Origin of the sequence: Paenibacillus sp. FSL W8-0187 (assembly GCF_037969755.1) — a bacterium.
GTDB lineage: Bacteria > Bacillota > Bacilli > Paenibacillales > Paenibacillaceae > Paenibacillus_AQ.
Genome location: NZ_CP150206.1, coordinates 2,289,877 through 2,314,586, shown reverse-complemented (window position 1 = coordinate 2,314,586; position 24,710 = coordinate 2,289,877). Strand labels below are relative to the sequence as shown.

The window sequence follows — 24,710 nt, the reverse complement described above, 5'->3', positions numbered from 1 at the left end:
TCCCATGAAAGCAGTTTCACATAGGCGAAAAATTAAAGGTATTATGGTGAAAATAAAGAAAAAAACTCTGATTAAATCAATCAGAGCATTCCTCGGAAATCCCTCGGCGATACGCCGACAAATTTTTTGAACTGTTTATAGAAATAACCGGTTTCCCAATAACCTACATTTTTTGCGATATCTTGTACTTTCGTTGAAGAGTTTCGGAGCAACTCCTTCGCTCTTTCAATCCGGTACCGGTTAATATACTCCGTAAAGTTCTCTCCCGTCTCTTTATGGAACAGATGCCCCAGATAGACGGGATGAATATGATACTGAGCGCCCAACACCTTCAGCGACAAATCCTCATTATAATGGTGCTGGATATGATGCAGAATCTGCTGGATGACAGGGCTCTTCACATCATTGTTGAGCGAATCAACCAGCCCGCCTACCCCATCCTTCACAGCCGTAATCAGATCGTCGATCGATACGGAATCCATAATGTCCGTAATCGTATTTTTCACAAAATCAGGGGCAGCCGTGTATTGGATATCGTTCAGCTCCAGTTTCAGGCGAATGACCATCTCGACCGCGATGCTCTTGAGTGTCGTCGGGATCATCCCCTGCGTATGGCGAAGCCGATCAAAATCACTATCGATCAAATCAAACAGCACCTGCTTGTCCCTACCGGCGATGCCTTTGGCATACTCGGGCCACTGCACGGAATAGGATTCCGCCGCTTCCCCCTTCTTGGCTTGAACATCAACATAATCCACGTAGGAGGGCTGCTCCAGAACAAGATAGTATTCCTGCGCCTCCTTGGCATGAAGATAACTGTCCTTATAATTTCCGCCGAGACTTTCCACGCTGCCAAGCGAGATGGACAGCTCCTCTTCATAGCATTGCTCGCGCACCTGCTGCAGCAGCCGAATGGCTCTCGCTTTTTCCGTGTCCGGATCTTTCATCATAAAAATCACCACGTGATCGCCGTCGTTGTCCCGGAAATACAGGACACCCGGCTCCTGATCCATTAATTGATACAGGCTATTCTCCAGCGGCGTGAAATCCGCTCTCAGGATAGACGCCATGACATACGGCAAATTCAGATTCAGCCCCAGAAGGGTCGTGCGCTCCTCCAGTTCCTCCGGCTCAATCCGGTCCGTGATCCAGCGGTACAGGATATTGCTCCGCAATACGTTAATGTCGTACTCGTCCAGTCTCATCTCTCTTCTGGATTTGTTCATTTTATCCGTTGTGCTGGCAATCGTTTCTTCCAATTCCTTTAGATTGATCGGCTTGAGCAAATAATTCTCGATCCCCAGACGCATGCCTTCCTTCAAATAGGCAAAATCGTCGAAGCCGCTCAGGATGATTACCTTCAAATTGCGGTTCAATTTTCGTGCGCCTTCAATCAATTCAAGTCCCGTCATGACAGGCATCGAGATATCCGTAATGAGAATATCAACCGGAATGACCGCCATTTTCTCCAGCGCTTGACGGCCATTCTCCGCATGCCCCACCACCTCAATGCCATACTTCGACCAATCCACGACGTCAACCAATCCTTCTATAATAAATGGCTCATCGTCCACGATAAACACTTTATACATCGTTATTCAGCTTCCCTTCTGCCACCGGAAATTTGACTGTCACCGTTGTACCGCTGCCCGGCTCACTCTGGATGTCCATTCCGTACGAACTTCCAAACGTCAGCTTTAATCGCTCATTCACACTCCGCAGACCAAATGATTCTCCACTCGACTCGGCCATTTCCAGCCGGGATTTGATCTCCTCAAGCTGCTCTGGCTCGATCCCTTTCCCGTTATCCTTGATCTCGATTACGACATCATCATCCTGCTGCGACGCGTTAACCGTTAGCCAGTTATCATCCTGGTCGCTGCGCAGTCCATGAACGATGTAGTTTTCAATCAGGGGCTGCAGCGACATTTTCATCATCGGCACATGTTTGATTTGTTCCTCACAGTGCATTTTATAAATATACTTGTCCTTATAGCGAATGCGAAACAGCTCCAGGTAGAGCCTGCACGCCTCCAGCTCATCCTTCAATGTGTAGTGGGACTTATGCTGCACGATATTCTTGAACAGCATCGACAAGCTGTAGATCATATCACCGACATCCTGAGCCCCTTGCGAAAGAGCTCTCATCCGAATCACTTCAAGCGTATTGTATAAAAAATGCGGGTTAATTCTCGCTTGCAGTGCAGACAGCTCCGCGTTCTTCTGGTTAATCTCTGCCTTATATACCTTGTCGATATACCGGGAAAGTTCATCCAGCATCTCATTGAAGCTGCCCGCAATTTGCCCTAGCTGATCCTCCTTGGTATCCTGCATCCGGGCAACGAATTCCCCCTTCTCTACCTTGCGCATAAAACGGATAATGTTATCGGTGCGCTTGGAGTAATTCACGATTGTCAGTGAAGGAATGAATACCGCAACGACAATACATAGCAGGGCCGCAATGATGATGGTGTTCTGCAAACCATGGAAGGACTCCGATATCTCACGTTTGGGTGTGATTCCGACCACCGTATACCCTGCCTGATTGTGAGCCGCTGTTGTAATGTACGATTCCTCATCCAGGTTCACGGTATCTTTGGAATTCAGCAGCCGGTCGGCATAAGGATACTTCTTCCCGTAATATTTGCCGGAAGAATCAAACATCACACGGCCGTCACCCGACAAGACCAGCACGGATCCCTTCAGGGGATCTTCGCCGCTGTTCAGGACAGCACCCAGTGCTTCCGTTCGATATAAAATAACCAACTGCCCCAAATTCTTGTATGTGGTCATATCATTAATCGGGCTCCGGATCGAGAATAAAGGCAAATTCACATCTCCGGCCAGCTTACGTACCCAGAGATTCGGCAGCGTGACGCTCTGGCTCTCCATCGCCATCACATCAGGAATGTACGAATGCGTGGCATTCGCCTGATAGAGCCTTGTCATGCTGCCCTGCTTGTATACATATACATATTGTTTCTCGGCACTATACAGCATGATATTCTCAATATCCGGGTCGTCGTCCAGCCTTTGCTTGAAATAAGCAACCACACTGTCTGAATTGGACTGCCCGCCGCCCGCGATCCGATCCATTCGCTTGGCCATGTACTCATCAAACGAGTTCATGAGGAAATAGGAAGTGTCAATCCCTAGAGAACTGTTGCGGTACAAGTCATTTACATAGGACTGCTCATTCTCAAATTTTTGATTCAATTGCCGCTCCACCCGTTCAACCGCTCTTCGCTGAATGTCGAGTTCGCTGCGCACGGCCGATTGAAACAAGAAGTAATACATGAGAAAAGATAAGGTGACGATGGTAACCACCGCAATCAAGGAGATTAACAGCAGCATTTTGGTAAACATATTATTTTTAATATATTTTTGATAAAACTTAGCAGGAGACATTGGTTTCCCCTTCCTGATGTAAACGTTGTTACTGCTTAACCTATTAAATAATAACATCAGCAGAGCGTTATCAATGGATGAAATTTCTACCAGTCATGAAGATGTAATTTGCCTATTTTAAGTTGATTTAGGGGTCGCTCTTCCCGCTAATTCATAGCATAATCAGGAAGGAGATGAATTAAGATGCCCCAATACCGCATTATTGTCGATTTATCCGATTTTCAGCTGCACCTGCTGGATGGCGACACCGTGGTACGTACGTTCCCGGTTGCCATCGGTAAAATGGCTACGCAGACGCCGCCAGGCAATTACACCATCGTCAACAAACAGCCAAATCCCGGGGGGCCTTTTGGAGCCTATTGGTTAGGGTTGTCCAAACCCCATTATGGCATCCATGGCACGAATGACCCTTCATCCATCGGCCGCTACGTTTCCCATGGCTGCATTCGAATGTACAACGAGGACGTCATTGAGCTTGCCTCCCTCGTTCCGATTCATACCCGGGTCACCATACGAAACTGATAGCATAAACTGGTGATTTCAAATCCCTCCAAATTGGTTAAATACAAATGTTACATCGTACCAATGTATTTACCTATTCGTTGTATGGAGGGATTGCCCATGATGCAGAGCAAATATTTCAGGACATGCTTTGGCATAATCGCACTGCTCTTGATCATTTATCTCGGATCCGAAATCAGCTTCTTGTTCCGGCCAATCGTCTCCATGTTCAATATGCTGATCGTTCCCGTCGCGATGGCCGGCTTCTTCTATTATCTGCTCAGACCGATTGTGGACTACCTGGAGCGGCGGAAAATCAAACGATCCATAGGCGTCCTGATGCTGTATTTCGTGTTTGCCGGTCTCTGCGCCATATTCGGCATTGTGGTGTGGCCGACACTTCGCGAGCAGATCGAAAATTTTATCAGTAATGCCCCCTTTCTGGTAGAGGGTGTGCAGCAACAGATCGACCAGCTGCAGCAGAATCCATACTGGTCACGCTTTATACCAACGGAATCCGAGTTATCTACCTCACTGACGGAATACATGAATCGGATCATTACCTGGATCAGCAACTCCATCAATAACCTGATTGCCGTTGTATCCAGCGTTGTCGTTATTATTGCTACGATTCCGATTATTCTGTACTACATGCTGAAGGAAGGCAGCAAGCTTCCGCCCAAGCTGCTCAGTGTCCTACCAAGACGATACCGCCGTGACGGCAATGAAGTGCTGGGTGAGATTGATACAGCACTCAGCAATTTTATTATCGGCAAAGTGATCCTGAATCTTATACTTAGCATCATGATCTATATCGGATTTCTGATCATCGGGCTGCCTTATTCTTTGCTCTTGACGGTGATCTCCTTCTTCTTGAATTTCATCCCGTATATCGGAGCGCTGCTGGCTACCATTCCTGCCGTGATCATCGGTTTTATCGAATCTCCTTCGATTGCGATATGGTCTGTTGTCGTCATTGTCATCGCACAGCAGATCCAAGATAATATTCTGACACCGGTCATCTACGGGAAACAGCTGGATATTCACCCGTTGACCACGATTGTCCTCATTCTTGTAGGCGGCGACTTCTTCGGGCTGCTTGGCATCCTGCTCGCCATTCCCGCTTACATGATCGTCAAAATTATCGTGGTACGGATTTACGAACTGTTCCTTGCCGAAAAAGTAGAAGACGCATAATGAACTCGAGTTACTTCAGACATACAAGTGACATTTGTACAAAAAAGGATGTCCCCGCCAACTTCACGATGGCTCCTGGGGACATCCTTTATATAACGAATCACGCATTGCCGCGCAGAGATCGAACCACAAAATCATGCTCATCCTTGCGCAATATCATGCCATTTGACAAGGTAACGGTATCCTCATCGTGAGCAGTCAGAATGGCCTGTGATAACACCAGTCGATTGCCTCGCCATATCATCACGGAAGATCCAAAATAGATGGCGTTATCGAATTGAATGGTATGATTCACGACATAACCGATGGAGTTCAAGGCAGGGTATGCGTTTCTTGGCATAATTCTATGAATGGCACGAAACGGTATAACAAGCTCACCCGGACCTAGAATCACTTTTTCCTGAACGGGATCCCACCCTTTCAGCACACCTTCAACCGTGCTTTTCGCCCCGTCTAAACGCTGAATGACAACATGACGACCAATCCAATGCTTCATGAAGGTCACCTCTCGCGGATTATTCATCTCCATCGCCCGGTGTGCTTGGGATGTCCCAATTCACCGGATCCATACCCTTTTGCATTAAAAAAGCATTCGATGCTGAAAATGGACGACTACCGAAGAATCCTTTATGCGCTGCAAATGGACTCGGATGACTGGACTCAAGCACCTTGTGCCGGCTTCGGTCTATGAAAGAACCTTTCTTCTGTGCGTAACTGCCCCATAATATAAAAACCATTGGCTGATCACGTTCATTCAATTTCGCAATAACCGTATCGGTGAATGTCTCCCACCCGATCCCTTTATGCGAGTTCGGCTCGCCTTCGCGAACCGTAAGCACTGCATTGAGCAGCAGTACTCCTTGATCCGCCCACGATTGCAAGGAACCGTGACGGGGAATCGAGATTCCCAGATCCGAAGCAAGCTCCTTATGTATATTTCGTAAAGACGGAGGAATCGTAACCCCGGGCGAAACGGAAAAGCTCAGTCCCTGCGCCTGCCTACGACCGTGATAAGGATCTTGTCCCAAAATAACGACTTTTGTCGATTGGTACGATGTTTGCTGAAGAGCCCGAAATATATCTTCCTTGGGGGGATACACCGTGCTGCGCCTGTATTCCTCGTCCACCCGTTCCATCAAAGCTTGAAAATAAGGCTTATCCATTTCTCCCTGCAGAATAAGGTCCCAATCATTGTTAAACATCCGCATGTCTCCTCTCTCCTCTCACACAGGCCAGCATGGAATCATAAAGAATGCGATTTCTATAATCGGAACACCATAACATCTTCCGTTCAATTTGAACCCAATAACAACGCTCATCATGAATTGACCTTATGTCGATTTAAAAAAATAAGCCGGCACCCATACGGGGGCCGACTTATTTTGCATCTTACCAGACGCTGTTATAATGCCGAGGACGGGGGTCGAACCCGTACGGTAGTCACCTACCGCAGGATTTTAAGTCCTGTGCGTCTGCCAATTCCGCCACCCCGGCATATTTATCCGCGCATGTTCCTAGCGTCGTTCACGTTCACTTACATAGCCGAAGGTACGCGTGGGAATCGCAATATATTGCGATCTCATTCCGATATCTAGGTGTGCACATTTCGTCTTAGCGACAAAATTGATAATACCATGTCCAACCATGTGATGTCAATATATGAAACTCATAATTTTTGGCATCACCTTACTTAATAGCTTGAACCACCGCTTTAATTCATCGATTCAAAGGCTTCCGTATGCCATAAAGAATAATTTTACCGTTATCGCCAAATGATAAATAGGCTTGCATTGTCATATGCGAAGACTAGAACAGCCGAGAAAAGGATACCCCTCACCATGAAAAAACTCTCAACCGTCGTATTAATCGCTCTCTCCATTTCCCTTTGCTATCCGAAAGTTGTTAACGCCGAGCATGCACCATCCGCTTCCAAAGGCAGGGATTATTATGAGGAACGCGGCGAGATTGTATGGGAAGTCCCCACACAAAACAAAGTAATTGCCCTTACCTTTGACGATGGTCCGGACGAACAGAATACCATTCAAATTCTGGATCTGCTAAAGCAATATGACGCTAAGGCTACCTTCTTCGTTGTTGGCAACCGGGTGGAGAAACACCCTGAGATCGTAGCGCGAGAGCTGCAGGAAGGACATGAGATCGGCAATCACTCATACTCCCATCCTCCCTTTCACAATATTAACGTCAGCAAGTTAACGAGCGAACTGAACCGTACGCAGGATGCGATTTTTCATGCAACCGGCATTCGAACCGTTCTGTTTCGTCCACCCGGAGGCAGTTATAATGAAGCGATTGTCCGCACAAGCAAGGATTTCGGTATGCTGACCGTATTATGGTCATGGCACCAGGATACGCTGGACTGGCGAAAGCCCGGCGTTAATCGGATTGCCAAAAAAGTGCTGGATAATGCCCATAATGGAGACATTGTACTGATGCACGATTTTGTGCCGGGTAGTACACAGACAGTTGAAGCCCTCAAAGTGATTCTGCCGGAGCTGCAAAAGAGAGGCTACGAATTTGTGACCGTTTCGGGGCTGCTGTCCTATCATGAGAAATCGCGTAAGTTCATTGAAGTAAACCATTAAAGGGAATGAATCAACTTCTACAATAACCGCTACCTACTCATGGTAACGGTTATTTTTGGGAAACCGATTGGATCCGATAACACAGAGTTCAATTTCGGATCCTCCTCGAGTGGAAATGTCTTGCTAGAGCGCCGGCTGAGCAATATGGAGCTCCTCCTCTGCGGAATGACAATATTCGTACCCAGGTTACGGAGCAGGCCGCTACTTCCTTGACGCTCAAGGGCGATATCCTGGAATTAAAAACGCCTGGAGGTCTCCAGCAAGAGGTCTTGAATAAATTAATTGTATTTGGTAAGATACAGAACGAACGTTCAGTATATAAATTTTGAAAAGCTCGCAAAGGGTATAAGGGGGGTGCATGCGTGAATAAAAAACAACAACAAACGGAAGATACCAAGCGACGCATAGCCGAGGCCGCCAAGGCGCTTTTTATGCAGAAGGGTTACAAATCAACGTCAATAGAGGAAATCGTTGAAGCCACCGGCAGCAGTAAAGGGAATATCTATTATCATTTCAAGAGCAAGGAAGGGCTGTTTCTGTATCTGATCGAGGAATGGGACCTCGAGTGGGAACAGAAATGGAACAGTAAAGAGCAGCATTACACCACCACCGTTGACAAGCTATACGGAATAGCGGATCAATTGGTGTTTGATGATCTGAACCACCCCTTCTCTAAGGCGCTTGATGAATTTATGAACAGCAATGGAGATGTTACCGAGGAAGTAGAGCAGCGAATCGTCCAGATTATTCGGAGCCATTTGGAATTCGATCAAAGATTGCTGCAGCAAGGGATTGATCGCGGGGAGTTTGAGAATCATAATGTGGAGCAGCTTTCCGTCATCTTTGAGAGCCTCATTGTTGGTTTAAGCCAAATGTCCCGCATAACGAAGGTGGAAAATGCGCTTTCCCTTTATCATGCCGCCATCAAAGTATTTCTGCATGGTATTGAAAAGAAATCATGAAAAACAAGACTCTTTTTTCATAATCTATTACAAACCGAACGTTCAGTATATAAATAGTCGGATTACATCATTTTCATCATGTCATTATTAAATCGTCTTTTATTTTGGAGGAATCATCATGTCATTACTGATGCGAAACAATGGAGCCATCCTGCTCCTCATGTTCAATATATTTCTAGTCTTCACCGGCATCGGGCTCGTCATACCTATTATGCCAACCTATATGACGGAACTGCATATCAGCGGAAGCACGGTAGGCATGCTCGTTGCCGCTTTTTCATTAACACAGCTGTTATTCTCGCCACTTGCGGGTAGATTGTCGGATACCATGGGTCGTAAAAAAATCATCATCTCCGGCATGATTGTGTTCGCTATATCGGAATGGTTGTTCGGAGCTGCCAGCACACCGCCGCTCCTGTTTGCATCGAGAATGCTCGGCGGTATTGGCGCTGCGCTCATTATGCCTGCTGTTATGGCCTACACGGCTGACGTGACTTCGAATGAGGAACGTGCCAGGGGCATGGGGTTCATTAATGCTGCGATTACGACAGGTTTCATCATCGGACCGGGCATCGGAGGGTTTATCGCCGAGTTTGGCATTCGCGTTCCTTTCTACGCTGCGGCTGTTGCGGGAGGAATTGCCGCACTGGTAACGCTGCTGCTGCTTCCGGAGTCATCCACCAAACAGGAAGCACCTACCTTGCTGGGACGGAAGAAGGAGAGCATGGTTGTCCAACTGGTACGTTCTTTCAAAGAACCTTATTTCTTAAGTTTGATCATTGTATTTGTGCTCTCTTTCGGCCTTGCCAATTATGAAACGGTGTTCGGCCTGTTTGTGGATCATAAATTTGGGTTCACCCCTAAAGATATTGCCATGATCATCACATTTGGATCGATTGCGGGTGCCGTCGTCCAAGCGACGATTTTCGGTTGGATCCTGAACCGGTTCGGTGAGAAAAGAGTCATTACGCTCAGCTTGCTTACCGCAGGAATCTGTATCCTGTTAACCCTGTTTGTGCATAAATACTGGCTGATATTCCTTGTTACCTTCCTGGTCTTTCTGTCGATCGACATCTTACGTCCCGCTATCGGTACGCAAATGTCCAAGCTGGCGAAGGATCAGCAAGGCTACGTGGCCGGTCTGAACTCGGCCTATACCAGCCTGGGGAATATTGCAGGACCGCTGGTAGCAGGGTATCTGTTTGATTTGGACATCAACTTTCCCTACATCTCCGCGTCCATCGTCCTCATCCTCTGCTTCTTCCTGGCCATGCGTGCTGGCAGAGCCTGGGCCGCAACAGAGGCTGTCATGAGTGAAGGGTAACGAAGGATAACTTCCTTCAGCAACGTTTATAGCCAATCATTAAACAAGACACCGCCGGAAGCTTCTGGCGGTGTCTTGTTTTTGGTTATGTATTTTTAATATGCCACCAGGACGATCATCGCCAATAAAGCCACCAGCGCAAACAAGAGAGCCCATCCCAATTCGAACCGTCTTTTTTCTTTATATGCCTTAAAGGCTTTCCGTGACTCAAATACGAATACGACCATCAAGAAGGCAAGCAACACAGGCAATCCCCACGACTGATTTAACACCCACTCTGACACCTTAATCCCCCATCCTATATCTAAAATCAGCTGCATCCACCCAGCAGCAGCTGTATAAATAAGCGTATCCCCAATGATTCTATTAAAATGTACCGTATGTCGCCCCCGATTACAAATCTCGCTTAAAATATATACCGAAAAAGACTCCACCGGCATTGTTGGTGGAGTCTTACGTTAAAGTGAACCGCGGGGAGTTTTTCGCTTCGGTTATGTTTGTTTCGCTAAGGTCCTGATCATGCCGCTCAGCTTCACTCTACGTCAATTGGATGTTGTATCTTATCCTTATAAAAATCGAGATACAATTGACCGTCGGTTCCCTTGACCGCATAAAAAACATCTTCAATATTTTTGTTCCGGTCTTTTAATTTATCATGAACCCAATCGGGGGAAAGATCATTTACCTTTAGATTCTTCTCTAAAAGTTGTCCATCCATGATAAGCTCAATCGGAAACTGTTGATTCCCTTTCATTCCCTTTTTCATATCTTTTAAAGTTACATTCTGGTATTCCTTTTTCTTCATCACAGATATCATTCCATTGATCTCTAATACGCCGTACTCAACTTCCGAGATGTCAAAAATATCTTTTTGTCGTAACATCTGATTTACTGTATCTAATGTTAATTTATTTTTCTTTAGATTCTCTTCAAGAATCTTCCCACCCTCTATAAGTATACTCGGTGTCCCTTCAGCCCACATACGGAATTTACGGTTCTTCACAACGAGCTTTGATAAAAGATAGGATGTAAATGTAAAAACAGCAAGCGAGATGAGTAGTTGTATTACCTGCAATTTTTCATTGAAAGCAAAATTTGCAGCAATTGCACCCAAAATAACGGCGGTAACAAACTCATGAAAATTCATGTTAGATAACGTTTGTTTTCCCAAGAATCGCGTAATAATCAACAAAAGCACAAATGCAGATATACTACGAAGCAGAATTATCATATGTTCATCCATGTGAGCCCATACACCCCATTTTCATCGTATAACATATATATGGGCAATTTTCGCAAAAATAAACCGATAAGGATAGCAAAGTTTCAAGAATATACTCTAATTGAACTTCTAATTAATCGGTGATCTCAGCAAAAGACCCTTGCATCGCAAGGGTTTTCGATAAAGTGGGCCCTGAGGGACTCGAACCCTCGACCAGTCGGTTATGAGCCGACCGCTCTAACCAACTGAGCAGGGTACAGCCAGTTTAGTTACTTCATTATATATAGGTTTAGAACTGCAAATGTTTTCGTGGTTTTTATGTTTTTGTCAGCAATTGCGTTAGACCACTAGCCGTCAAAGTTTATTGTTTTATAATTCTTAAACGAGAGGTGATTGAATCAATGTCGCAAAATTGAATTGGTGTACGTGACCATCGTTTAATGTAGTCTGACCAGTTACAAAATGTACGTGTTTGCCATTTCCTACTGGAATAGCCGGTCCAGTTCTAATCTTTTTCAGATTATGAAAATGGTTCAAGAAATCAGTTTTTTCTAATTCAATTTCGTGGACATGACTATTCCCCACTCGAATCGCTTGCCCTGTAACACCAGCAAACCGATGATTGTGCCGATCTGCTCCTTCTTCTGCCAGCTTGGTACTACCTTCAAATTCATGTACGTGTCTCTGTACCTTTACGCGTCTCTTCACCTGTTTTGTAGATGTTATTCTAACCTTCTTTACTGCTTGCCGTTTCGTCTGCATTCGTTGTATGCCTCCTTAAATTTAAACGACTTACAACATCCTATTTAGACATACATGGTTATGTGCAAGGCCATTATTAGGACTACTCTAATAGTTTTTATAGTTCATCCTTCTGTTTGGCTATTCCGGCTTTGAAGAGCTCGTGCGGCATTAGCAAATTCTTACTCTCAAGTGTTCCGATTGTCGTTCCTCTCGGCTTTCAGTTATGATGGAATGCGAGATAGCGGATGTCAGATAAATTGCGCTCGGCGGGCCGCTATCTCAGCCGGGGGATACCTGGACTAAGGGGAGGACGTGTCAGCGTCCTCCTTTTAATAAGTCTTTGCATAAGAAAAACCGCCCAATCATTAGGCGGTTTGTTCTAAACTATAGTGTTCCGTTAGCTTAGTCAGCTTAGTACGTCGATGAGGAGCACATCATTTGAAAAAACTCGGTCATCAAAAAAGTCGTCTACTCCTATTTTGTATTCAACATACCGGTTGCGCCGAATTAAAGTCGAACATGGCGATGATTACGATGTCGGCAAATGCTTTAGCGTTCGCAACCGATTGAACTTAGAGCTACTACCGGACTAATCTTCTAGCTCAATTGCGATACGTGCAAGGACACCAGCTGGATTATCTCCGCTTCTGTTTGCGTTTGACGGGAAGTTAAAGGCGGCGATCACAATATCATTTGTACCTCTCCGAAGGAAACGCCTAATATTAAACGTTCTTCCCGGATTAAAGAATGAAACATTGCCCTGCGGATTGTCGATAACTACCGGCCGTCCATTTATTAAAACGATGGCAAAGTTATCAACGGACAGGAATAAGCTAGCTCTCTCAATATCGTCTCTAATCGTAAATCTTCTGGCGACCACAGCAGCGGGACCGTTAGGGTCATTTCTTCCCCAAACGTAGGATTCACCAGCTTGTGGCGCTACCCAGGCAGGATTCCGCTCGATTTCAAGTGCGTTTACCCAATTTCGATTCGTGCTGATTATCCTATTTCTTTGGTTAATAACAACTGGTACTTGTGCATTCAATGCTCTTTGCGCGGCAATCATCGTCCTCATTGCCTTTGCAACGCTACTCGAACGGATTCCGGAATGTCTCTTAGGTGCATGCAGTTGTTTCACCGTATGATTTCCCATTTTTCTGACTGTTCTTTTTGGCAATTCGTGTTCCCTCCTTTTTAATTATCAAATCCTTAACATATATATGAGTACATGGATTCAATGGATATGGACAAATGATTAGTCAAATCGCTCAATTTCCTCAAATGAAAATAGTCCCCCGTAAAAACGGAGATCTGTCTCACATTTTGCAACCAGCTACATAGAGTTCTTGCCGATCGTCCAGGTCAACAACTGACACCTCCAGCTCTGATAGCCCAGCTCATGAACCATGATCTTATACCGTTGATGCCCTGTTGGTTTCTATATATGGATGCACGACAAATAAGGGGCACACGCCAACGCTGTGCCCCTTCTCTACTATTTTCTGCCCTTGTCACGATTCATGTGTTCGCAGACAAATAAACATGCCTTACAGCACTGATCTCCTCGTTGTTTGATGTTCGGTTTATGTACAATGAACTTAATCCAAAAACGGGGACGGAAAGTAGCCGTCCCCGTTTACCGAATTGGGGATACCGCATGGGTGCAGTATCGTAATTGCTGAATTAAATTAAATCAAATCAATGAATGCTTCATTCAGGTGCTTAGTTAAATCCAAAAAGTTCCCAAGATAATAACCAAGAGAATAAATAAAACCAGAACAGTACCTACTGGATTCCCGTATCCGCCGTAACAAGATTTTTCGTAACTCACCGATATTTACCTCCTTGTTTTGTGGAATGGTACAGTTTATGTACATAGACGGACTTAGTCTGGACATTTCGGCAATCATGATCAGAATGTGCTAATGTACCATAAATAGGACTGGGAGGGGTTCCTCACATCGCGGTCTACTTGAAGAACGGACGTATTAGCCATACTCTCAGTGCCTTCAGCTATCTGAAAGTCGCAGTTGAACACCTTGGAATGACCACAGCAATGTTCAATGAACGATACTGTCGATCAATAGCTGCCGTTAGCAAATGCGTTTTTCACCATAGTTTTTCACTCAACTAAACAGTCCTATAAACAGCAAAAAACCCTTGCATCGCAAGGGTTTTCGATAAAGTGGGCCCTGAGGGACTCGAACCCCCGACCAGTCGGTTATGAGCCGACCGCTCTAACCAACTGAGCTAAGGGCCCTGAACATACATGTACACATAAACATAAGGACGTCATACATACATCGTTTAAAAATTGGTTGCGGGGGCAGGATTTGAACCTGCGGCCTTCGGGTTATGAGCCCGACGAGCTACCGAACTGCTCCACCCCGCGTCAATGCTGTATCAAACAGCGACAAGAATAAATATACACCATTCCCCTACAACAAGTCAAGTGCTGTTTTAATGGAATTTTCTCAAGGCATAAACCGCACGCCATAGCGACCCTTTTTGGAACGGTAAACCTCCACCATCCGCGGATCATGGTACCCGAACAGCCAGCCATCCTGCTCCAAACGTTTAGCGAAGCAGCCCGCCTGAAATTTGCTTGTATACAGCTTTCCGTAATATACCCAGTTCATCCTATGCGACTCCTTACCCGAATGATAATGTAATGCTGTCATATTATATCCAAACTTCCACAAAAAAACCGAAATCCAACAAACTTCTTTTGCGGCTGCTCAAGCGCCAGAATTTGCTTGCGACCGTAGATCACCAGCTTCTTCTTGCCTTCTTTCAAAAATGACAATCGATCCGTTTGGCTGCTGTTGTTGCGTCGTAATTATCCTCTCCTTTTCTTGCTCCTCCGGTGCGGTGCCGCAGGCATACGGCCCCGGTTCATTTTGTTCAGAAACGCGGCGTTCCGCTGCTTCTTCGGCAATCCCAGTACGGGATAATGAGCTTTCAGCTTATCCATATTGTCCTGGATGAACTTATACCGATGAATGAAAACAACGGCCATGTACAGACCGAGAATTAACAGAACAGAAAAGGCCGCTATCCCCATCACAAATCCGCCAAGATCGCCGGTTACCGCAACCACTACGTAATACCCAGTGTAACCGATAGCCGCAAACAGCAGGGCCGCTTTGCCCGCTTTTCCAACGCCGCCTTTGCGCTCCATGGACTGGTAAGCCCCTTGCTGCAGTGCTCTGAAATACAACACATAAAAAACGAAGATGAGCAAAAGCATCACCGCTGCCGAGCTAAGCCCATACCCGATGGATTCAACTCGGGCCATGTCATACATCATTTTGAGTATAGCGATCTCACAAGTGACCGCCACCGCCAACCCGTATATCCCCAAGTACAGCACAAAACCGACCTCAGACCGGTACGGATTTACACTCAGGCCAATCCCCCATAGCAGCATAACCACCCACAGCGCCGCAGCTACATACATGTATATCGACATCATCGGCGCCGCCAACGTGACCAGTGCAGGGATCAGCATAATGAATAAAAAACATACAATGCCGCCCCGAATCTGCTCGGCAGGGATTAGCCGGAAATGAAACTGTTCTTCCTCTGAAATCTTTGTGCTCATCTTGCCACTCCCCTTATTGCCCCGCTCTTGTTCACGTTGATATTCGTGACCAGATTCCCCGCCGTTTGTCACATTGGCTCGCATATCCGCGCCTGTCTTTCTCAAGCCAGACACCCTTGTTGGTTCAGCATTTCAGGTACTACACTTAATGCGCTCAATCACCGCGCCAAGCTCCCGTATGATTTCCGTTACCGTGGCGCCCCAAATTTGATCCTGTTCGCCTTCATTGCGAATTAGCCAATTGGAATGCTGTCCTCTCAACAGTTCGATTCCCTGTATTCGGCAGTTCAGATCCGGACAATAGTACGCTGTAAAGGTAGCGTATCTCTCCGGATGGCTGACACAATCGGCCAAGGCGGAGACAACCGATTCCGGGTAGCCTTGGGCAAGCAAGTACTTGCGAGGCTCCTGCTCCCCTTGCTCGGCACTCATCCATTGCTGAAACCAGCCTTTAGGCATTGCCAATAGAGCTGTATCACGGTTCTTCCGATCCTCCAGCTGCAGATGATTGATGATTTTAAGCCAAGCTTCCGAAGGGGTTCCCAGCGCTTCCAGCACATAGACTCTCTCACCGTCAGGCTCGCTTTCAATATCGGCCTTTACCACCAGACTTGAACTGTAATAAATGAAACACTCCTTCGGCTCCTTGTCGGAACCGGACACCCTCATATGTATCGTTAACAGGGTCCGGCTGCATACTTTTATGTATTCCAGCAGTTCCTGCACAAGAACCGGCTCGCTGTCACCCGTATCAATCAAGTCTTTCTCCTGCAGCTCCTGCTCAATCTTGGCCACTTCTATGGGCATCTCCTCGGTCAACGTTCCACGAAAAGGGTCCTCTAACCCAATAACAGCCCGCGCACCGACAATGCCAGTAAGTACAAAGAATTGTTTGCCGGTCAGTTGGATCCTTGACGGAATTTCCAAAGATCTCTCCTCCTTACGGTCAGCCCCGCCTATTTTTGTGTTAAAATCTGACGTTATCATTACTATTATAGGTGAGACATCTCCTTGCCCTCTACCAAGTCGTGGCCCTAAATTTATAGGAACATATACTCAAATCAGCCGATTTTCAAACTGCTCAACAGTAAAATTTCATAAAAAAACATTCCCGGGTCGAAATCACCTCTGGAATGTTCTTGTACTCATGTTAGATTAGACGGATCTTCCTGCTGGATAATACCGTGATAAAGAATCGTCATCAGCTGTTCACTGATCACGTTCAGGCTCCCCAGACCATGGTACCATTCGTTCCGGGCTGTAAATTCCTTGATAAAAGTAAGGAACGCAACCAATACCTGGGGAGAGATGTCTTTCCGTATCTGTCCAAGCTGCTGGCCTTTAAAGATCAGCATTTCAAATTCCGGAACAACGAATTTCTGGTTGAATTGGAGCAGCTTGTCCATCTGCTCCGGGAATTTGGCCAGATCCGCCACAAATTTCTGCGAGACAAACGCCGAAAATTTGTGCTGATCCTTGTAGAAGACGGTTAACGCCTCAAGCGGATCTTTTGCCTGGTCCATCATATCGCGGTAAATCGCCATGAGCTCGTCAACCATCCGGTCCACGACATGATCCAGTAAGCCCTCTTTGCTCTGATAGTAGTTATAAATCGTCATCTTGGAAACGGGGACCGCTTCGGCAATCTGCTCCATACTCGTCTGTAAAATCCCCTGCTCCAAAAACAACCGCTTCCCGGCTTCAAGCACTGCTTCTTTCTTAGCATTCATCTGTTAGACTATATCCCTTCTATATCAGCATAAGGACACCGATGGCTGGCTACCAGCCGCATACAGTCCTAATGTAACGATCCAGCCTGCCGCTGTCAACCCGGCACCCACCATGGATTGTCTTCGCCACATTACAATAAAAAAAGCCGTCGCTCTGCGATAACTCACAAAGACGACAGCCTGATGATCTTAGCTGGTATAAGTTGTTTACACGCCAAAGGAAGTTGGATTCGATCTCCAGGATTGAAGAAGCTCCACATCCTGTTCCTGAATCCGATTCTCGGATAGCGCAACATCAATCAGCGCTCCGTAATTGGACAAGCTCTGCAGTGGAATACCGGCTTCAGCAAAAGCTTGTACCGCTTTATCCAGCTGGTAGCTGAATATAGCCAATACCACCAGCGGCTCTGCCCCTGCATCCTTGACCGCTTGCGCCGCTTTGAGCGAACTGCCGCCCGTGGAGATCAAATCCTCGATCACAACCACCTTCTGACCTGGCTTGATCAAGCCTTCGATTAGGTTTTCCTTGCCATGCCCCTTTGCTTTGTCCCGAATATAGGACATGGGCAGGTTCATCTTCTGGGATACAAAGGCTGCATGCGGAATCCCGGCTGTGGCCGTACCGGCAATGGCCTCGGCCTCCGGATATTGCTCCCGGATGACGGCTGCGAACGATTCAGCAATGTAGTCGCGAATCTCGGGATAGGACATCGTCAAGCGATTGTCACAGTAGATCGGGGACTTAATTCCCGACGTCCACGTAAACGGCTGGTGAGGTCTAAGAGAAACGGCCTCAATCTTCAGCAAATAAGATGCGATCTGATGTGGAATATTCGCGAGTGTACTCATGCTTGAATCATCTCCTCAATAATCTGTTTTGCAGCTTGTCTCGGGCTCGGGGATTCCGTAATGGGACGGCCGACAACCAGATAATGACTGCCCTTGCGGATGGCTTCCCCTGGTGTAAGGACCCGAGTCTGGTCTCCGATATCCGCACCGGCTGGACGGATACCCGGTATAACGGTCTTAAACGCTTGGCCGCATGCGGACCGAATGGCCTCCACTTCAAGCGATGAAGCGACGACGCCATGCAGTCCCGCTTGCTGAGCCAGCTTCGCATATCGTACGACCGCATCCTCTACCAAACCCGGGATGCCGATTTCGTTATTCATGACATTCTGACTCGTACTAGTCAACTGGGTTACCGCAATGATCGTAGGCATGGCAAGACCCGGGGTGTCCGCCACTGCGGCCTCCGCCCCGGCTTTTGCCGCCTGCATCATGAGAGCGCCGCCGCTGGCATGAACATTAAACATGTCCACACCCAGCCGCGTTACGCTGTTCGACCCACCTTTTACCGTGTTCGGAATATCATGCATCTTCACATCCAGGAACACGGAATAGCCTTTTGCTTTTAATTCTTTAACAAAATCGGGACCGGCAGCGTAGAACAGCTGCATACCGACCTTCATATAACACGGGATACCCTCCAACTGCTGCACTAATGCTTTCGCGCGCTCGGCATCGGGGTAATCCAGGGCCACCATCAGGCGGCCCGCCATTTCATTGTAGCGGGCGTTCATCTATATCCCTCCTTCTCGATTAAACCGGCATCGCTTCAGAGGAGAAGTTGATGGTCTCCAGCATCGTCAGAAGCTCACGAACCGTATCGAGCGAGGTCATACATACCACACCGTTTTCTACCGCTTCACGGCGAATTCGGAATCCGTCACGCTGTGGCGTTTTACCCTTGGTCAATGTGTTGAAGACGAAATTCGCTTCGCCTGTGCGGATCATATCCAAAATGTTCGGTGTTCCCTCGGACAGCTTATTAATGGTGGTCACGTTAAGACCCGCCTCTTTCAATGCTGCAGCCGTGCCGCCTGTGGCGATGATTTTATAACCAAGCTTATGGAAGCCTTTCAGCAGTGCTGCAGCTTCAGCTTTATCTTTATCTGCGATGGTAGCGATGATCGCACCCGTTGAAGGAATTTTCATGCCTGCACCGATCAGACCTTTGTACAGCGCTTTGGCATACTTCACGTCACGGCCCATAACCTCACCGGTGGATTTCATTTCCGGTCCAAGTGTAGGCTCAACGCGGCGAAGTTTAGCAAAGGAGAAGACCGGTACTTTAACCGATACATGCTCGCTTTCCGGCCACATGCCTTCCTCGTATCCAAGATCCTTCAACTTGCTGCCCATGATCGCCTGTGTTGCCAGGTTCGCCATCGGAATGCCTGTTACCTTGCTCAGGAACGGAACCGTCCGGGAAGAACGTGGATTCACCTCGATCACGTACACTTCATTTTTATAGATAACGAACTGGATGTTAACAAGTCCGCGTGTATTCAGCTCTTTGGCAATTTTGATCGTAATTTCGGCAATCTTATCTTTCAGCCCCTGGGACAAGTACTGTGGAGGGTATACCGCAATCGAGTCACCGGAGTGAACGCCCGCGCGCTCTACATGTTCCATGATGCCTGGAATCAGCACCGTATCGCCATCGCAGATCGCGTCTACTTCCACTTCTTTACCCATCATGTAACGGTCGATCAGAACCGGATGGTCCGGGTTAATCTTAACCGCCTCTTTCATGTAACTCAGCAGCTCGCTGTCGGAGTATACAATCTCCATCGCGCGTCCACCGAGTACATAAGATGGTCTTACCAGAACAGGATAACCCAGTGATTGCGCAGTTTCTACAGCATCATCAACTGAAATTACAGTTTTGCCTTTCGGTTGGGCAATCTCGAGTCTGGACAGAAGCGCTTCGAATTTTTTACGGTCCTCAGCTTCGTCAATGCTTTCCAAGCTGGTACCCAGAATCTTCACGCCCGCTTTGCTGAGCGGCTCAGCGAGGTTAATTGCTGTCTGCCCGCCAAACTGTACGATGACACCGATCGGTTTCTCCTGCTCGATGACGTTCATGACATCTTCGAGGAAGAGCGGTTCGAAGTAGAGTCGGTCCGACGTATTAAAGTCAGTGGAGACGGTCTCCGGGTTGTTATTAATGATAACCGCTTCGTATCCCGCCTTCTGGATCGCCCATACAGCGTGCACTGTGGAGTAGTCGAACTCGATCCCTTGACCGATCCGGATCGGTCCGGAGCCCAGCACGATGACCTTCTCCTTGGCGGATTCGATGACTTCATTCTCCGTTTCGTACGTCGAGTAGTAATACGGCGTCGTTGCTTCAAACTCCGCTGCGCAAGTATCCACCATTTTGTAAACCGGGCGCAATCCATGCTCGCGACGCAGGAATCCGATCGACTCCTCAGTTGTATGCGTGCTGGCATTGCCTTCTGCGCGAAGTTCGGCTATCGCACGATCCGTAAAGCCGAGTCGCTTCGCTTCGTACAGCGTTTCGTAAGTCAGTGACGCTTCGCTGCGAATGTGATCTTCGTATTGGATCAGGCGCTCGATCTTGTCCAGGAACCACCAGTCAATCTTTGTCAGGTCCTGAATCTGCTGGAGTCCATACCCCCGGCGGAACGCTTCTGCAATCAGGAACATCCGCTCATCGTCGGCTTTGATCAGACGCTGCTGAAGCACTTCATCGCTCAGCTCATTAGCGCCCTTCAAGTAAAGGCGGTGCACACCGATCTCCAGAGAACGAACTGCTTTATGGATCGACTCTTCGAAGGTGCGGCCAATCGCCATCACTTCGCCGGTTGCCTTCATCTGAGTTCCCAGCTTCCGGTTTGCGTGGATGAACTTGTCGAATGGCCAGCGTGGAATTTTGCTGACGATATAGTCCAGTGTAGGCTCAAAGCAAGCATAAGTCTGTCCCGTTACCGGGTTGACGATCTCGTCCAGGGTGTAACCCATCGCAATTTTTGCTGCCATCTTCGCGATCGGGTAGCCCGTTGCCTTGGAAGCAAGGGCAGAAGAGCGGCTGACCCGAGGGTTTACCTCGATGACATAATATTGATAGCTGTTTGGATCCAGCGCGAATTGCACGTTACAACCGCCCTCAATGTTCAGGGCGCGGATGATTTTCAGCGATGCGGATCTGAGCATTTGATACTCGCGATCGGACAGAGTCTGGCTTGGTGCCACGACGATGCTGTCGCCAGTATGAACGCCGACCGGATCAAAGTTCTCCATGTTACATACCACGATGCAGTTGTCGTTCGCGTCGCGCATAACCTCATACTCGACTTCTTTCATACCTGCGATGCTCTTCTCGACCAAACATTGCGTGATCGGGCTGTAACGAAGTCCGGAGCTGACCGTTTCACGCAGTTCCTCTTCGGTTGCGCAGATACCGCCGCCGGTGCCGCCCAAAGTGTATGCCGGGCGCACGATCAGCGGATATCCAATCTCATTTGCGAAGTCAAGCGCCTCTTCCAGAGTCGTTACAATCGTGCTTTCCGGTACGGGCTGATCGAGTTCACGCATCAGCTCACGGAACAAGTCGCGGTCTTCCGCTTTCTCGATGGACTCCAGCTGCGTTCCGAGCAGCTTCACATTCTCCTGCTCCAAAATACCTGCGCGTGCAAGCTCAACGGCCATATTCAGGCCCGTTTGCCCTCCAAGCGTCGGGAGCAATCCGTCCGGACGCTCTTGACGGATGATCTGTGTAACAAATTCGAGCGTAATTGGCTCGATATATACTTTATCCGCCATGTTCGTGTCCGTCATGATGGTCGCCGGGTTGCTGTTAATCAGCACAACCTCGATACCTTCTTCTTTCAATGCTTGGCAGGCTTGGGTTCCAGCGTAGTCAAATTCCGCTGCTTGCCCGATGACAATCGGACCGGAGCCGATGACGAGAATTTTTTTCAATGTATCATTTTTAGGCATATTAATGAGCTCCTTTCACGGCTGCGGCCAGAACCGCTTGGCGCGGTTTCCGGATTTCATTCTGTTTATGGTCTCTTATCATCTCAAGAAATTGATCGAACAGATAGCTGCTGTCTTGCGGACCAGGTGCAGCTTCAGGATGATATTGCACGGAGAAGGCCGGGAATTTCGAGTGCTTCAAGCCTTCAATCGTTTTATCGTTATTGTTGATATGTGTAACTTCCAGATCCGTACCTTTGACGGAATCTTCATTTACCGTATAGCCATGATTCTGGGAAGTGATGTAACAGCGTCCGCTGGCAAGCTCTTTTACCGGGTGGTTCCCGCCGCGGTGGCCGAATTTCAGCTTCTCGGTATCAGCGCCAGCAGCCAGTGCAAACAATTGGTGGCCAAGGCAGATGCCGAAGATCGGATATTCGCCAAGGAGTTCTTTGACCATATCGACCGCATACGGAACGTCTTTCGGGTCCCCAGGGCCGTTGGACAACTGAATGCCGTCCGGGTGAAGTCTGCGGATTTCATCAGCCGTCGTGTCATGCGGAACGACCATCACATCGCAGCCGCGGGAAGTCAGTTCGCGCAGAATTCCGCTTTTTGCACCGAAGTCAACCAGAACGATCCGCTCCTTGGAGCCTGGGCTTGTAAACATTTGCGGCGTTGAGGTTTTTGCCACCTGGTTGCGGAGTTCGGCGATCGTCGTATCACCGAGCATCTCCTTAAGCTCTTCCACTGGCTTGTTGGAAGTGGTCAGAATCCCCTTCATCGTACCGTAGTGACGAATGATCCGGGTCAACATCCGGGTATCAATCTCGCTGATACCTGGAATACCGTATTCCTTCAATAAGCTGTCAACGCTATATTCTGCACGCCAATTGCTAGGAACAGGCTCATGACGACGAACAACGAATCCGTGGACGAACGGCCGAATGGATTCAAAGTCATCCCGCGTGATGCCGTAGTTTCCAATCAAAGGATACGTCATGGTCACGATCTGTCCACAGTAAGACGGGTCGCTCAGCACCTCTTGATATCCTGTAATCCCTGTATTGAAAACAACCTCTCCGGTCATTTCAGCATCCGCGCCAAAGGATTTTCCGCTGAACAGCGTTCCGTCCTCCAGTAACAATCTTGCCTGCATCCCGATCACTCCTGTCATCTATGTGTAATTTATTTTATAAGTCTTTTGCCTAAGTGTTACTTAAAATCCGTGCTGCTCCGACCATTTCACTTCGCCGTCCACCCAAGTCATCACAGGCCAGCCTTTCAGCTTCCAGCCTGTAAATGGAGTGTTGCGGCCTTTCGTTGCGAACTCTTCCGGATTCACTTCTTTCTCTGCTTCGAGGTCAATCATGGTCAGATCTGCTGCTTTACCAGCTTCCAGCACACCCGTTGCAAGACCAAATACTCTTGCCGGGTCGCTGGTCATCCGCTTCACCAGCAAGCCAAGATCCCATTTGCCTGTAGCGACAAATTGGGTATAGAGCAGCGGGAATGCTGTTTCGAATCCTACAATACCGAATGGTGCAAGCTCCATGCCTTTCGCCTTCTCTTCCGGGCTGTGCGGCGCGTGGTCCGTTACGATCATATCGAGCGTTCCATCCAGCAGACCTTCTATACAAGCCTCCACATCACGCGGGGTGCGCAGCGGCGGATTCATTTTCCAGTTGGCGTCCAGACCGGGAATATCTTCGTCAGAGAGAACCAGATGGTGCGGGCATACTTCGGCCGTTACCGAGATGCCTATTGCTTTAGCTTGGCGGATCAAGCGTACGGACTGCTCTGTGCTCACATGGCATACGTGGTAATGTACGCCGGTGGCTTCGGTGAGCAGAATGTCCCGTCCGACATGGATCGCTTCCGACTCATTGGGTATACCTTTCAGGCCGTGCTTCTGAGCGAACTTTCCTTCCGTCACGCAAGCCCCTTTTACCAGCGAGTCATCCTCACAATGAGCAATGACCGGCATGCCCAGCGCCTTCGCTTTGTTCATGGCATCTTTCATCATCTGTGCGTTCTGCACACCAACGCCGTCATCCGTAAACCCGATCGCACCCGCTGCCTTCAAGGCCTCAAAATCCGTCAGTTCGCGGCCCAGCTCGTTTTTGGTAATGGCTGCGTAAGGCAGCACCTTGGCCAGACCCGCTTCGCTAGCCTTATCCAGCACAACCTTCACCGTTTCCGGCGAATCGGTCACTGGTCTTGTGTTCGGCATGCAGGCAATGGTTGTAAAGCCGCCTTTCACTGCCGAGCGGCTGCCGCTCTCGATCGTTTCCTTGTGCTCATAACCCGGCTCTCTCAAGTGCACATGCATATCGATGAATCCCGGTGTGACCAGTTTGCCCTCGGCATCGATTAGTTGAACGTTATCGTCCATTTCCGGCAAAGCTGCGATATCACTTGCAACCGACTGAATCAATCCGTCTGCAATGACGATATGTTTATCTTCGAGCTGTCCTCGTTCATTGATCACTTTGGCATTCTTTATCACTTGCATTTGCATCTTGATTCCCTCCGCAGCAGAAGCACCATTCGCTTCTTTGTATATTGTATAATAAAAATTCACTTTTGTGTATAAATATTAGCGTATATTCATTCTATACACCGTA

Annotated in this window: 23 protein-coding genes and 4 tRNA genes; 5 read left to right on the top strand and 22 right to left on the bottom strand. The window is 47.9% G+C overall.

Going from position 1 to position 24,710, the window contains the following annotated elements:
* Positions 1 to 80: 80 nt before the first annotated feature.
* Both MKY48_RS10225 and MKY48_RS10220 read right to left on the bottom strand, forming a co-directional pair.
* The gene (locus tag MKY48_RS10225) at positions 81 to 1,592 is read right to left on the bottom strand and encodes a response regulator transcription factor (protein ID WP_339271974.1); all 1,512 of its coding nucleotides are present in this window, start codon (positions 1,590 to 1,592) and stop codon (positions 81 to 83) included.
* Positions 1,585 to 3,408, bottom strand: a complete 1,824-nt coding sequence (locus MKY48_RS10220; RefSeq protein WP_339271973.1) for a sensor histidine kinase — start codon at positions 3,406 to 3,408, stop codon at positions 1,585 to 1,587. Before MKY48_RS10220 ends, MKY48_RS10225 begins: the two co-directional genes overlap by 8 nt.
* 183 nt (positions 3,409 to 3,591) lie before the next feature.
* Here MKY48_RS10220 and MKY48_RS10215 point away from each other — a divergent pair, with 183 nt between their 5' ends.
* On the top strand, positions 3,592 to 3,930 hold the full coding sequence (locus tag MKY48_RS10215; RefSeq protein ID WP_339271972.1) for a L,D-transpeptidase: 339 nt from the start codon (positions 3,592 to 3,594) through the stop codon (positions 3,928 to 3,930).
* 99 nt (positions 3,931 to 4,029) lie between these two features.
* Positions 4,030 to 5,106, top strand: coding sequence for an AI-2E family transporter (locus MKY48_RS10210; protein WP_339271971.1), 1,077 nt, complete (start codon positions 4,030 to 4,032; stop codon positions 5,104 to 5,106).
* 100 nt (positions 5,107 to 5,206) lie between these two features.
* On the opposite strand, the gene MKY48_RS10205 is transcribed toward MKY48_RS10210, so the two are convergent.
* The 3 genes from MKY48_RS10205 to MKY48_RS10195 all read right to left on the bottom strand — a co-directional run bounded on the left by MKY48_RS10205 (position 5,207) and on the right by MKY48_RS10195 (position 6,600).
* The gene (locus MKY48_RS10205) at positions 5,207 to 5,602 is read right to left on the bottom strand and encodes a hypothetical protein (protein WP_339271970.1); all 396 of its coding nucleotides are present in this window, start codon (positions 5,600 to 5,602) and stop codon (positions 5,207 to 5,209) included.
* 19 nt (positions 5,603 to 5,621) lie between these two features.
* Positions 5,622 to 6,308, bottom strand: coding sequence for a uracil-DNA glycosylase (locus MKY48_RS10200; RefSeq protein ID WP_215164057.1), 687 nt, complete (start codon positions 6,306 to 6,308; stop codon positions 5,622 to 5,624).
* 206 nt (positions 6,309 to 6,514) lie between these two features.
* Positions 6,515 to 6,600, bottom strand: a tRNA-Leu gene (locus MKY48_RS10195).
* A gap of 344 nt (positions 6,601 to 6,944) precedes the next feature.
* Here MKY48_RS10195 and MKY48_RS10190 point away from each other — a divergent pair.
* The 3 genes from MKY48_RS10190 (at position 6,945) to MKY48_RS10180 (ending at position 9,995) form a co-directional block, all read left to right on the top strand.
* Entirely contained in the window at positions 6,945 to 7,709 is a 765-nt protein-coding gene (locus MKY48_RS10190; RefSeq protein ID WP_076320669.1) for a polysaccharide deacetylase family protein, read from the top strand.
* Between the two features lie 362 nt (positions 7,710 to 8,071).
* Positions 8,072 to 8,671, top strand: a complete 600-nt coding sequence (locus MKY48_RS10185; protein WP_339271969.1) for a TetR/AcrR family transcriptional regulator — start codon at positions 8,072 to 8,074, stop codon at positions 8,669 to 8,671.
* Between the two features lie 118 nt (positions 8,672 to 8,789).
* Positions 8,790 to 9,995, top strand: coding sequence for an MFS transporter (locus tag MKY48_RS10180; RefSeq protein WP_339271968.1), 1,206 nt, complete (start codon positions 8,790 to 8,792; stop codon positions 9,993 to 9,995).
* A 95-nt stretch (positions 9,996 to 10,090) separates the two neighbouring features.
* Here the strand turns inward: MKY48_RS10180 and MKY48_RS10175 are convergent, their stop codons facing one another.
* The 17 genes from MKY48_RS10175 to MKY48_RS10095 form a co-directional block, all read right to left on the bottom strand.
* A complete protein-coding gene (locus MKY48_RS10175; protein ID WP_339292867.1) occupies positions 10,091 to 10,267 on the bottom strand; it encodes a hypothetical protein in 177 nt (58 codons plus the stop codon).
* Between the two features lie 260 nt (positions 10,268 to 10,527).
* Positions 10,528 to 11,238, bottom strand: coding sequence for a DUF421 domain-containing protein (locus MKY48_RS10170; protein ID WP_339271967.1), 711 nt, complete (start codon positions 11,236 to 11,238; stop codon positions 10,528 to 10,530).
* Positions 11,239 to 11,403: 165 nt separating this feature from the next.
* A tRNA-Met gene (locus tag MKY48_RS10165) sits at positions 11,404 to 11,469 on the bottom strand.
* Positions 11,470 to 11,595: 126 nt separating this feature from the next.
* Positions 11,596 to 11,979 carry a YmaF family protein gene (locus tag MKY48_RS10160; RefSeq protein WP_339271966.1) on the bottom strand — a complete coding sequence of 128 codons (384 nt, stop codon included), beginning with the start codon at positions 11,977 to 11,979 and terminating at the stop codon, positions 11,596 to 11,598.
* Between the two features lie 571 nt (positions 11,980 to 12,550).
* The gene (locus tag MKY48_RS10155; RefSeq protein WP_339271965.1) at positions 12,551 to 13,138 is read right to left on the bottom strand and encodes a hypothetical protein; all 588 of its coding nucleotides are present in this window, start codon (positions 13,136 to 13,138) and stop codon (positions 12,551 to 12,553) included.
* Between the two features lie 1,009 nt (positions 13,139 to 14,147).
* Positions 14,148 to 14,221 (bottom strand) — tRNA-Ile (locus MKY48_RS10150).
* 55 nt (positions 14,222 to 14,276) lie between these two features.
* Positions 14,277 to 14,353, bottom strand: a tRNA-Met gene (locus MKY48_RS10145).
* Positions 14,354 to 14,435: 82 nt separating this feature from the next.
* Positions 14,436 to 14,600 carry a hypothetical protein gene (locus MKY48_RS10140; RefSeq protein WP_164817394.1) on the bottom strand — a complete coding sequence of 55 codons (165 nt, stop codon included), beginning with the start codon at positions 14,598 to 14,600 and terminating at the stop codon, positions 14,436 to 14,438.
* 200 nt (positions 14,601 to 14,800) lie between these two features.
* On the bottom strand, positions 14,801 to 15,565 hold the full coding sequence (locus tag MKY48_RS10135; protein WP_339292866.1) for a hypothetical protein: 765 nt from the start codon (positions 15,563 to 15,565) through the stop codon (positions 14,801 to 14,803).
* Positions 15,566 to 15,697: 132 nt separating this feature from the next.
* Positions 15,698 to 16,492, bottom strand: a complete 795-nt coding sequence (locus tag MKY48_RS10130) for a hypothetical protein (RefSeq protein WP_339271963.1) — start codon at positions 16,490 to 16,492, stop codon at positions 15,698 to 15,700.
* Between the two features lie 218 nt (positions 16,493 to 16,710).
* Positions 16,711 to 17,295, bottom strand: coding sequence for a TetR/AcrR family transcriptional regulator (locus MKY48_RS10125; RefSeq protein WP_076320663.1), 585 nt, complete (start codon positions 17,293 to 17,295; stop codon positions 16,711 to 16,713).
* 24 nt (positions 17,296 to 17,319) lie between these two features.
* Entirely contained in the window at positions 17,320 to 17,463 is a 144-nt protein-coding gene (locus MKY48_RS10120; protein WP_179090565.1) for a hypothetical protein, read from the bottom strand.
* Positions 17,464 to 17,502: 39 nt separating this feature from the next.
* A complete protein-coding gene (gene pyrE / locus MKY48_RS10115) occupies positions 17,503 to 18,144 on the bottom strand; it encodes an orotate phosphoribosyltransferase (protein WP_339271962.1) in 642 nt (213 codons plus the stop codon).
* Positions 18,141 to 18,878: an orotidine-5'-phosphate decarboxylase gene (gene pyrF / locus MKY48_RS10110; protein ID WP_339271961.1), complete on the bottom strand. Its 738-nt coding sequence runs from the start codon at positions 18,876 to 18,878 to the stop codon at positions 18,141 to 18,143. Before pyrF ends, pyrE begins: the two co-directional genes overlap by 4 nt.
* Positions 18,879 to 18,897: 19 nt before the next feature.
* Entirely contained in the window at positions 18,898 to 22,104 is a 3,207-nt protein-coding gene (gene carB, locus MKY48_RS10105) for a carbamoyl-phosphate synthase large subunit (protein ID WP_339271960.1), read from the bottom strand.
* A gap of 1 nt (position 22,105) precedes the next feature.
* On the bottom strand, positions 22,106 to 23,242 hold the full coding sequence (locus MKY48_RS10100; protein ID WP_213645330.1) for a carbamoyl phosphate synthase small subunit: 1,137 nt from the start codon (positions 23,240 to 23,242) through the stop codon (positions 22,106 to 22,108).
* Positions 23,243 to 23,302: 60 nt separating this feature from the next.
* A complete protein-coding gene (locus MKY48_RS10095) occupies positions 23,303 to 24,604 on the bottom strand; it encodes a dihydroorotase (protein WP_339271958.1) in 1,302 nt (433 codons plus the stop codon).
* Positions 24,605 to 24,710: the final 106 nt, after the last annotated feature.

Bases quoted from the DNA above. Each gene is read 5' to 3' on its own strand.
- MKY48_RS10225 (WP_339271974.1), bottom strand. From the start codon at position 1,592: ATGTATAAAGTGTTTATCGTGGACGATGAGCCATTTATTATAGAAGGA.
- MKY48_RS10220 (WP_339271973.1), bottom strand. From the start codon at position 3,408: ATGTCTCCTGCTAAGTTTTATCAAAAATATATTAAAAATAATATGTTT.
- MKY48_RS10215 (WP_339271972.1), top strand. From the start codon at position 3,592: ATGCCCCAATACCGCATTATTGTCGATTTATCCGATTTTCAGCTGCAC.
- MKY48_RS10210 (WP_339271971.1), top strand. From the start codon at position 4,030: ATGATGCAGAGCAAATATTTCAGGACATGCTTTGGCATAATCGCACTG.
- MKY48_RS10205 (WP_339271970.1), bottom strand. From the start codon at position 5,602: ATGAAGCATTGGATTGGTCGTCATGTTGTCATTCAGCGTTTAGACGGG.
- MKY48_RS10200 (WP_215164057.1), bottom strand. From the start codon at position 6,308: ATGTTTAACAATGATTGGGACCTTATTCTGCAGGGAGAAATGGATAAG.
- MKY48_RS10190 (WP_076320669.1), top strand. From the start codon at position 6,945: ATGAAAAAACTCTCAACCGTCGTATTAATCGCTCTCTCCATTTCCCTT.
- MKY48_RS10180 (WP_339271968.1), top strand. From the start codon at position 8,790: ATGTCATTACTGATGCGAAACAATGGAGCCATCCTGCTCCTCATGTTC.
- MKY48_RS10170 (WP_339271967.1), bottom strand. From the start codon at position 11,238: ATGGATGAACATATGATAATTCTGCTTCGTAGTATATCTGCATTTGTG.
- MKY48_RS10160 (WP_339271966.1), bottom strand. From the start codon at position 11,979: ATGCAGACGAAACGGCAAGCAGTAAAGAAGGTTAGAATAACATCTACA.
- MKY48_RS10140 (WP_164817394.1), bottom strand. From the start codon at position 14,600: ATGAACTGGGTATATTACGGAAAGCTGTATACAAGCAAATTTCAGGCG.
- MKY48_RS10135 (WP_339292866.1), bottom strand. From the start codon at position 15,565: ATGAGCACAAAGATTTCAGAGGAAGAACAGTTTCATTTCCGGCTAATC.
- MKY48_RS10125 (WP_076320663.1), bottom strand. From the start codon at position 17,295: ATGAATGCTAAGAAAGAAGCAGTGCTTGAAGCCGGGAAGCGGTTGTTT.
- pyrE (WP_339271962.1), bottom strand. From the start codon at position 18,144: ATGAGTACACTCGCGAATATTCCACATCAGATCGCATCTTATTTGCTG.
- pyrF (WP_339271961.1), bottom strand. From the start codon at position 18,878: ATGAACGCCCGCTACAATGAAATGGCGGGCCGCCTGATGGTGGCCCTG.
- carB (WP_339271960.1), bottom strand. From the start codon at position 22,104: ATGCCTAAAAATGATACATTGAAAAAAATTCTCGTCATCGGCTCCGGT.
- MKY48_RS10100 (WP_213645330.1), bottom strand. From the start codon at position 23,242: ATGCAGGCAAGATTGTTACTGGAGGACGGAACGCTGTTCAGCGGAAAA.
- MKY48_RS10095 (WP_339271958.1), bottom strand. From the start codon at position 24,604: ATGCAAATGCAAGTGATAAAGAATGCCAAAGTGATCAATGAACGAGGA.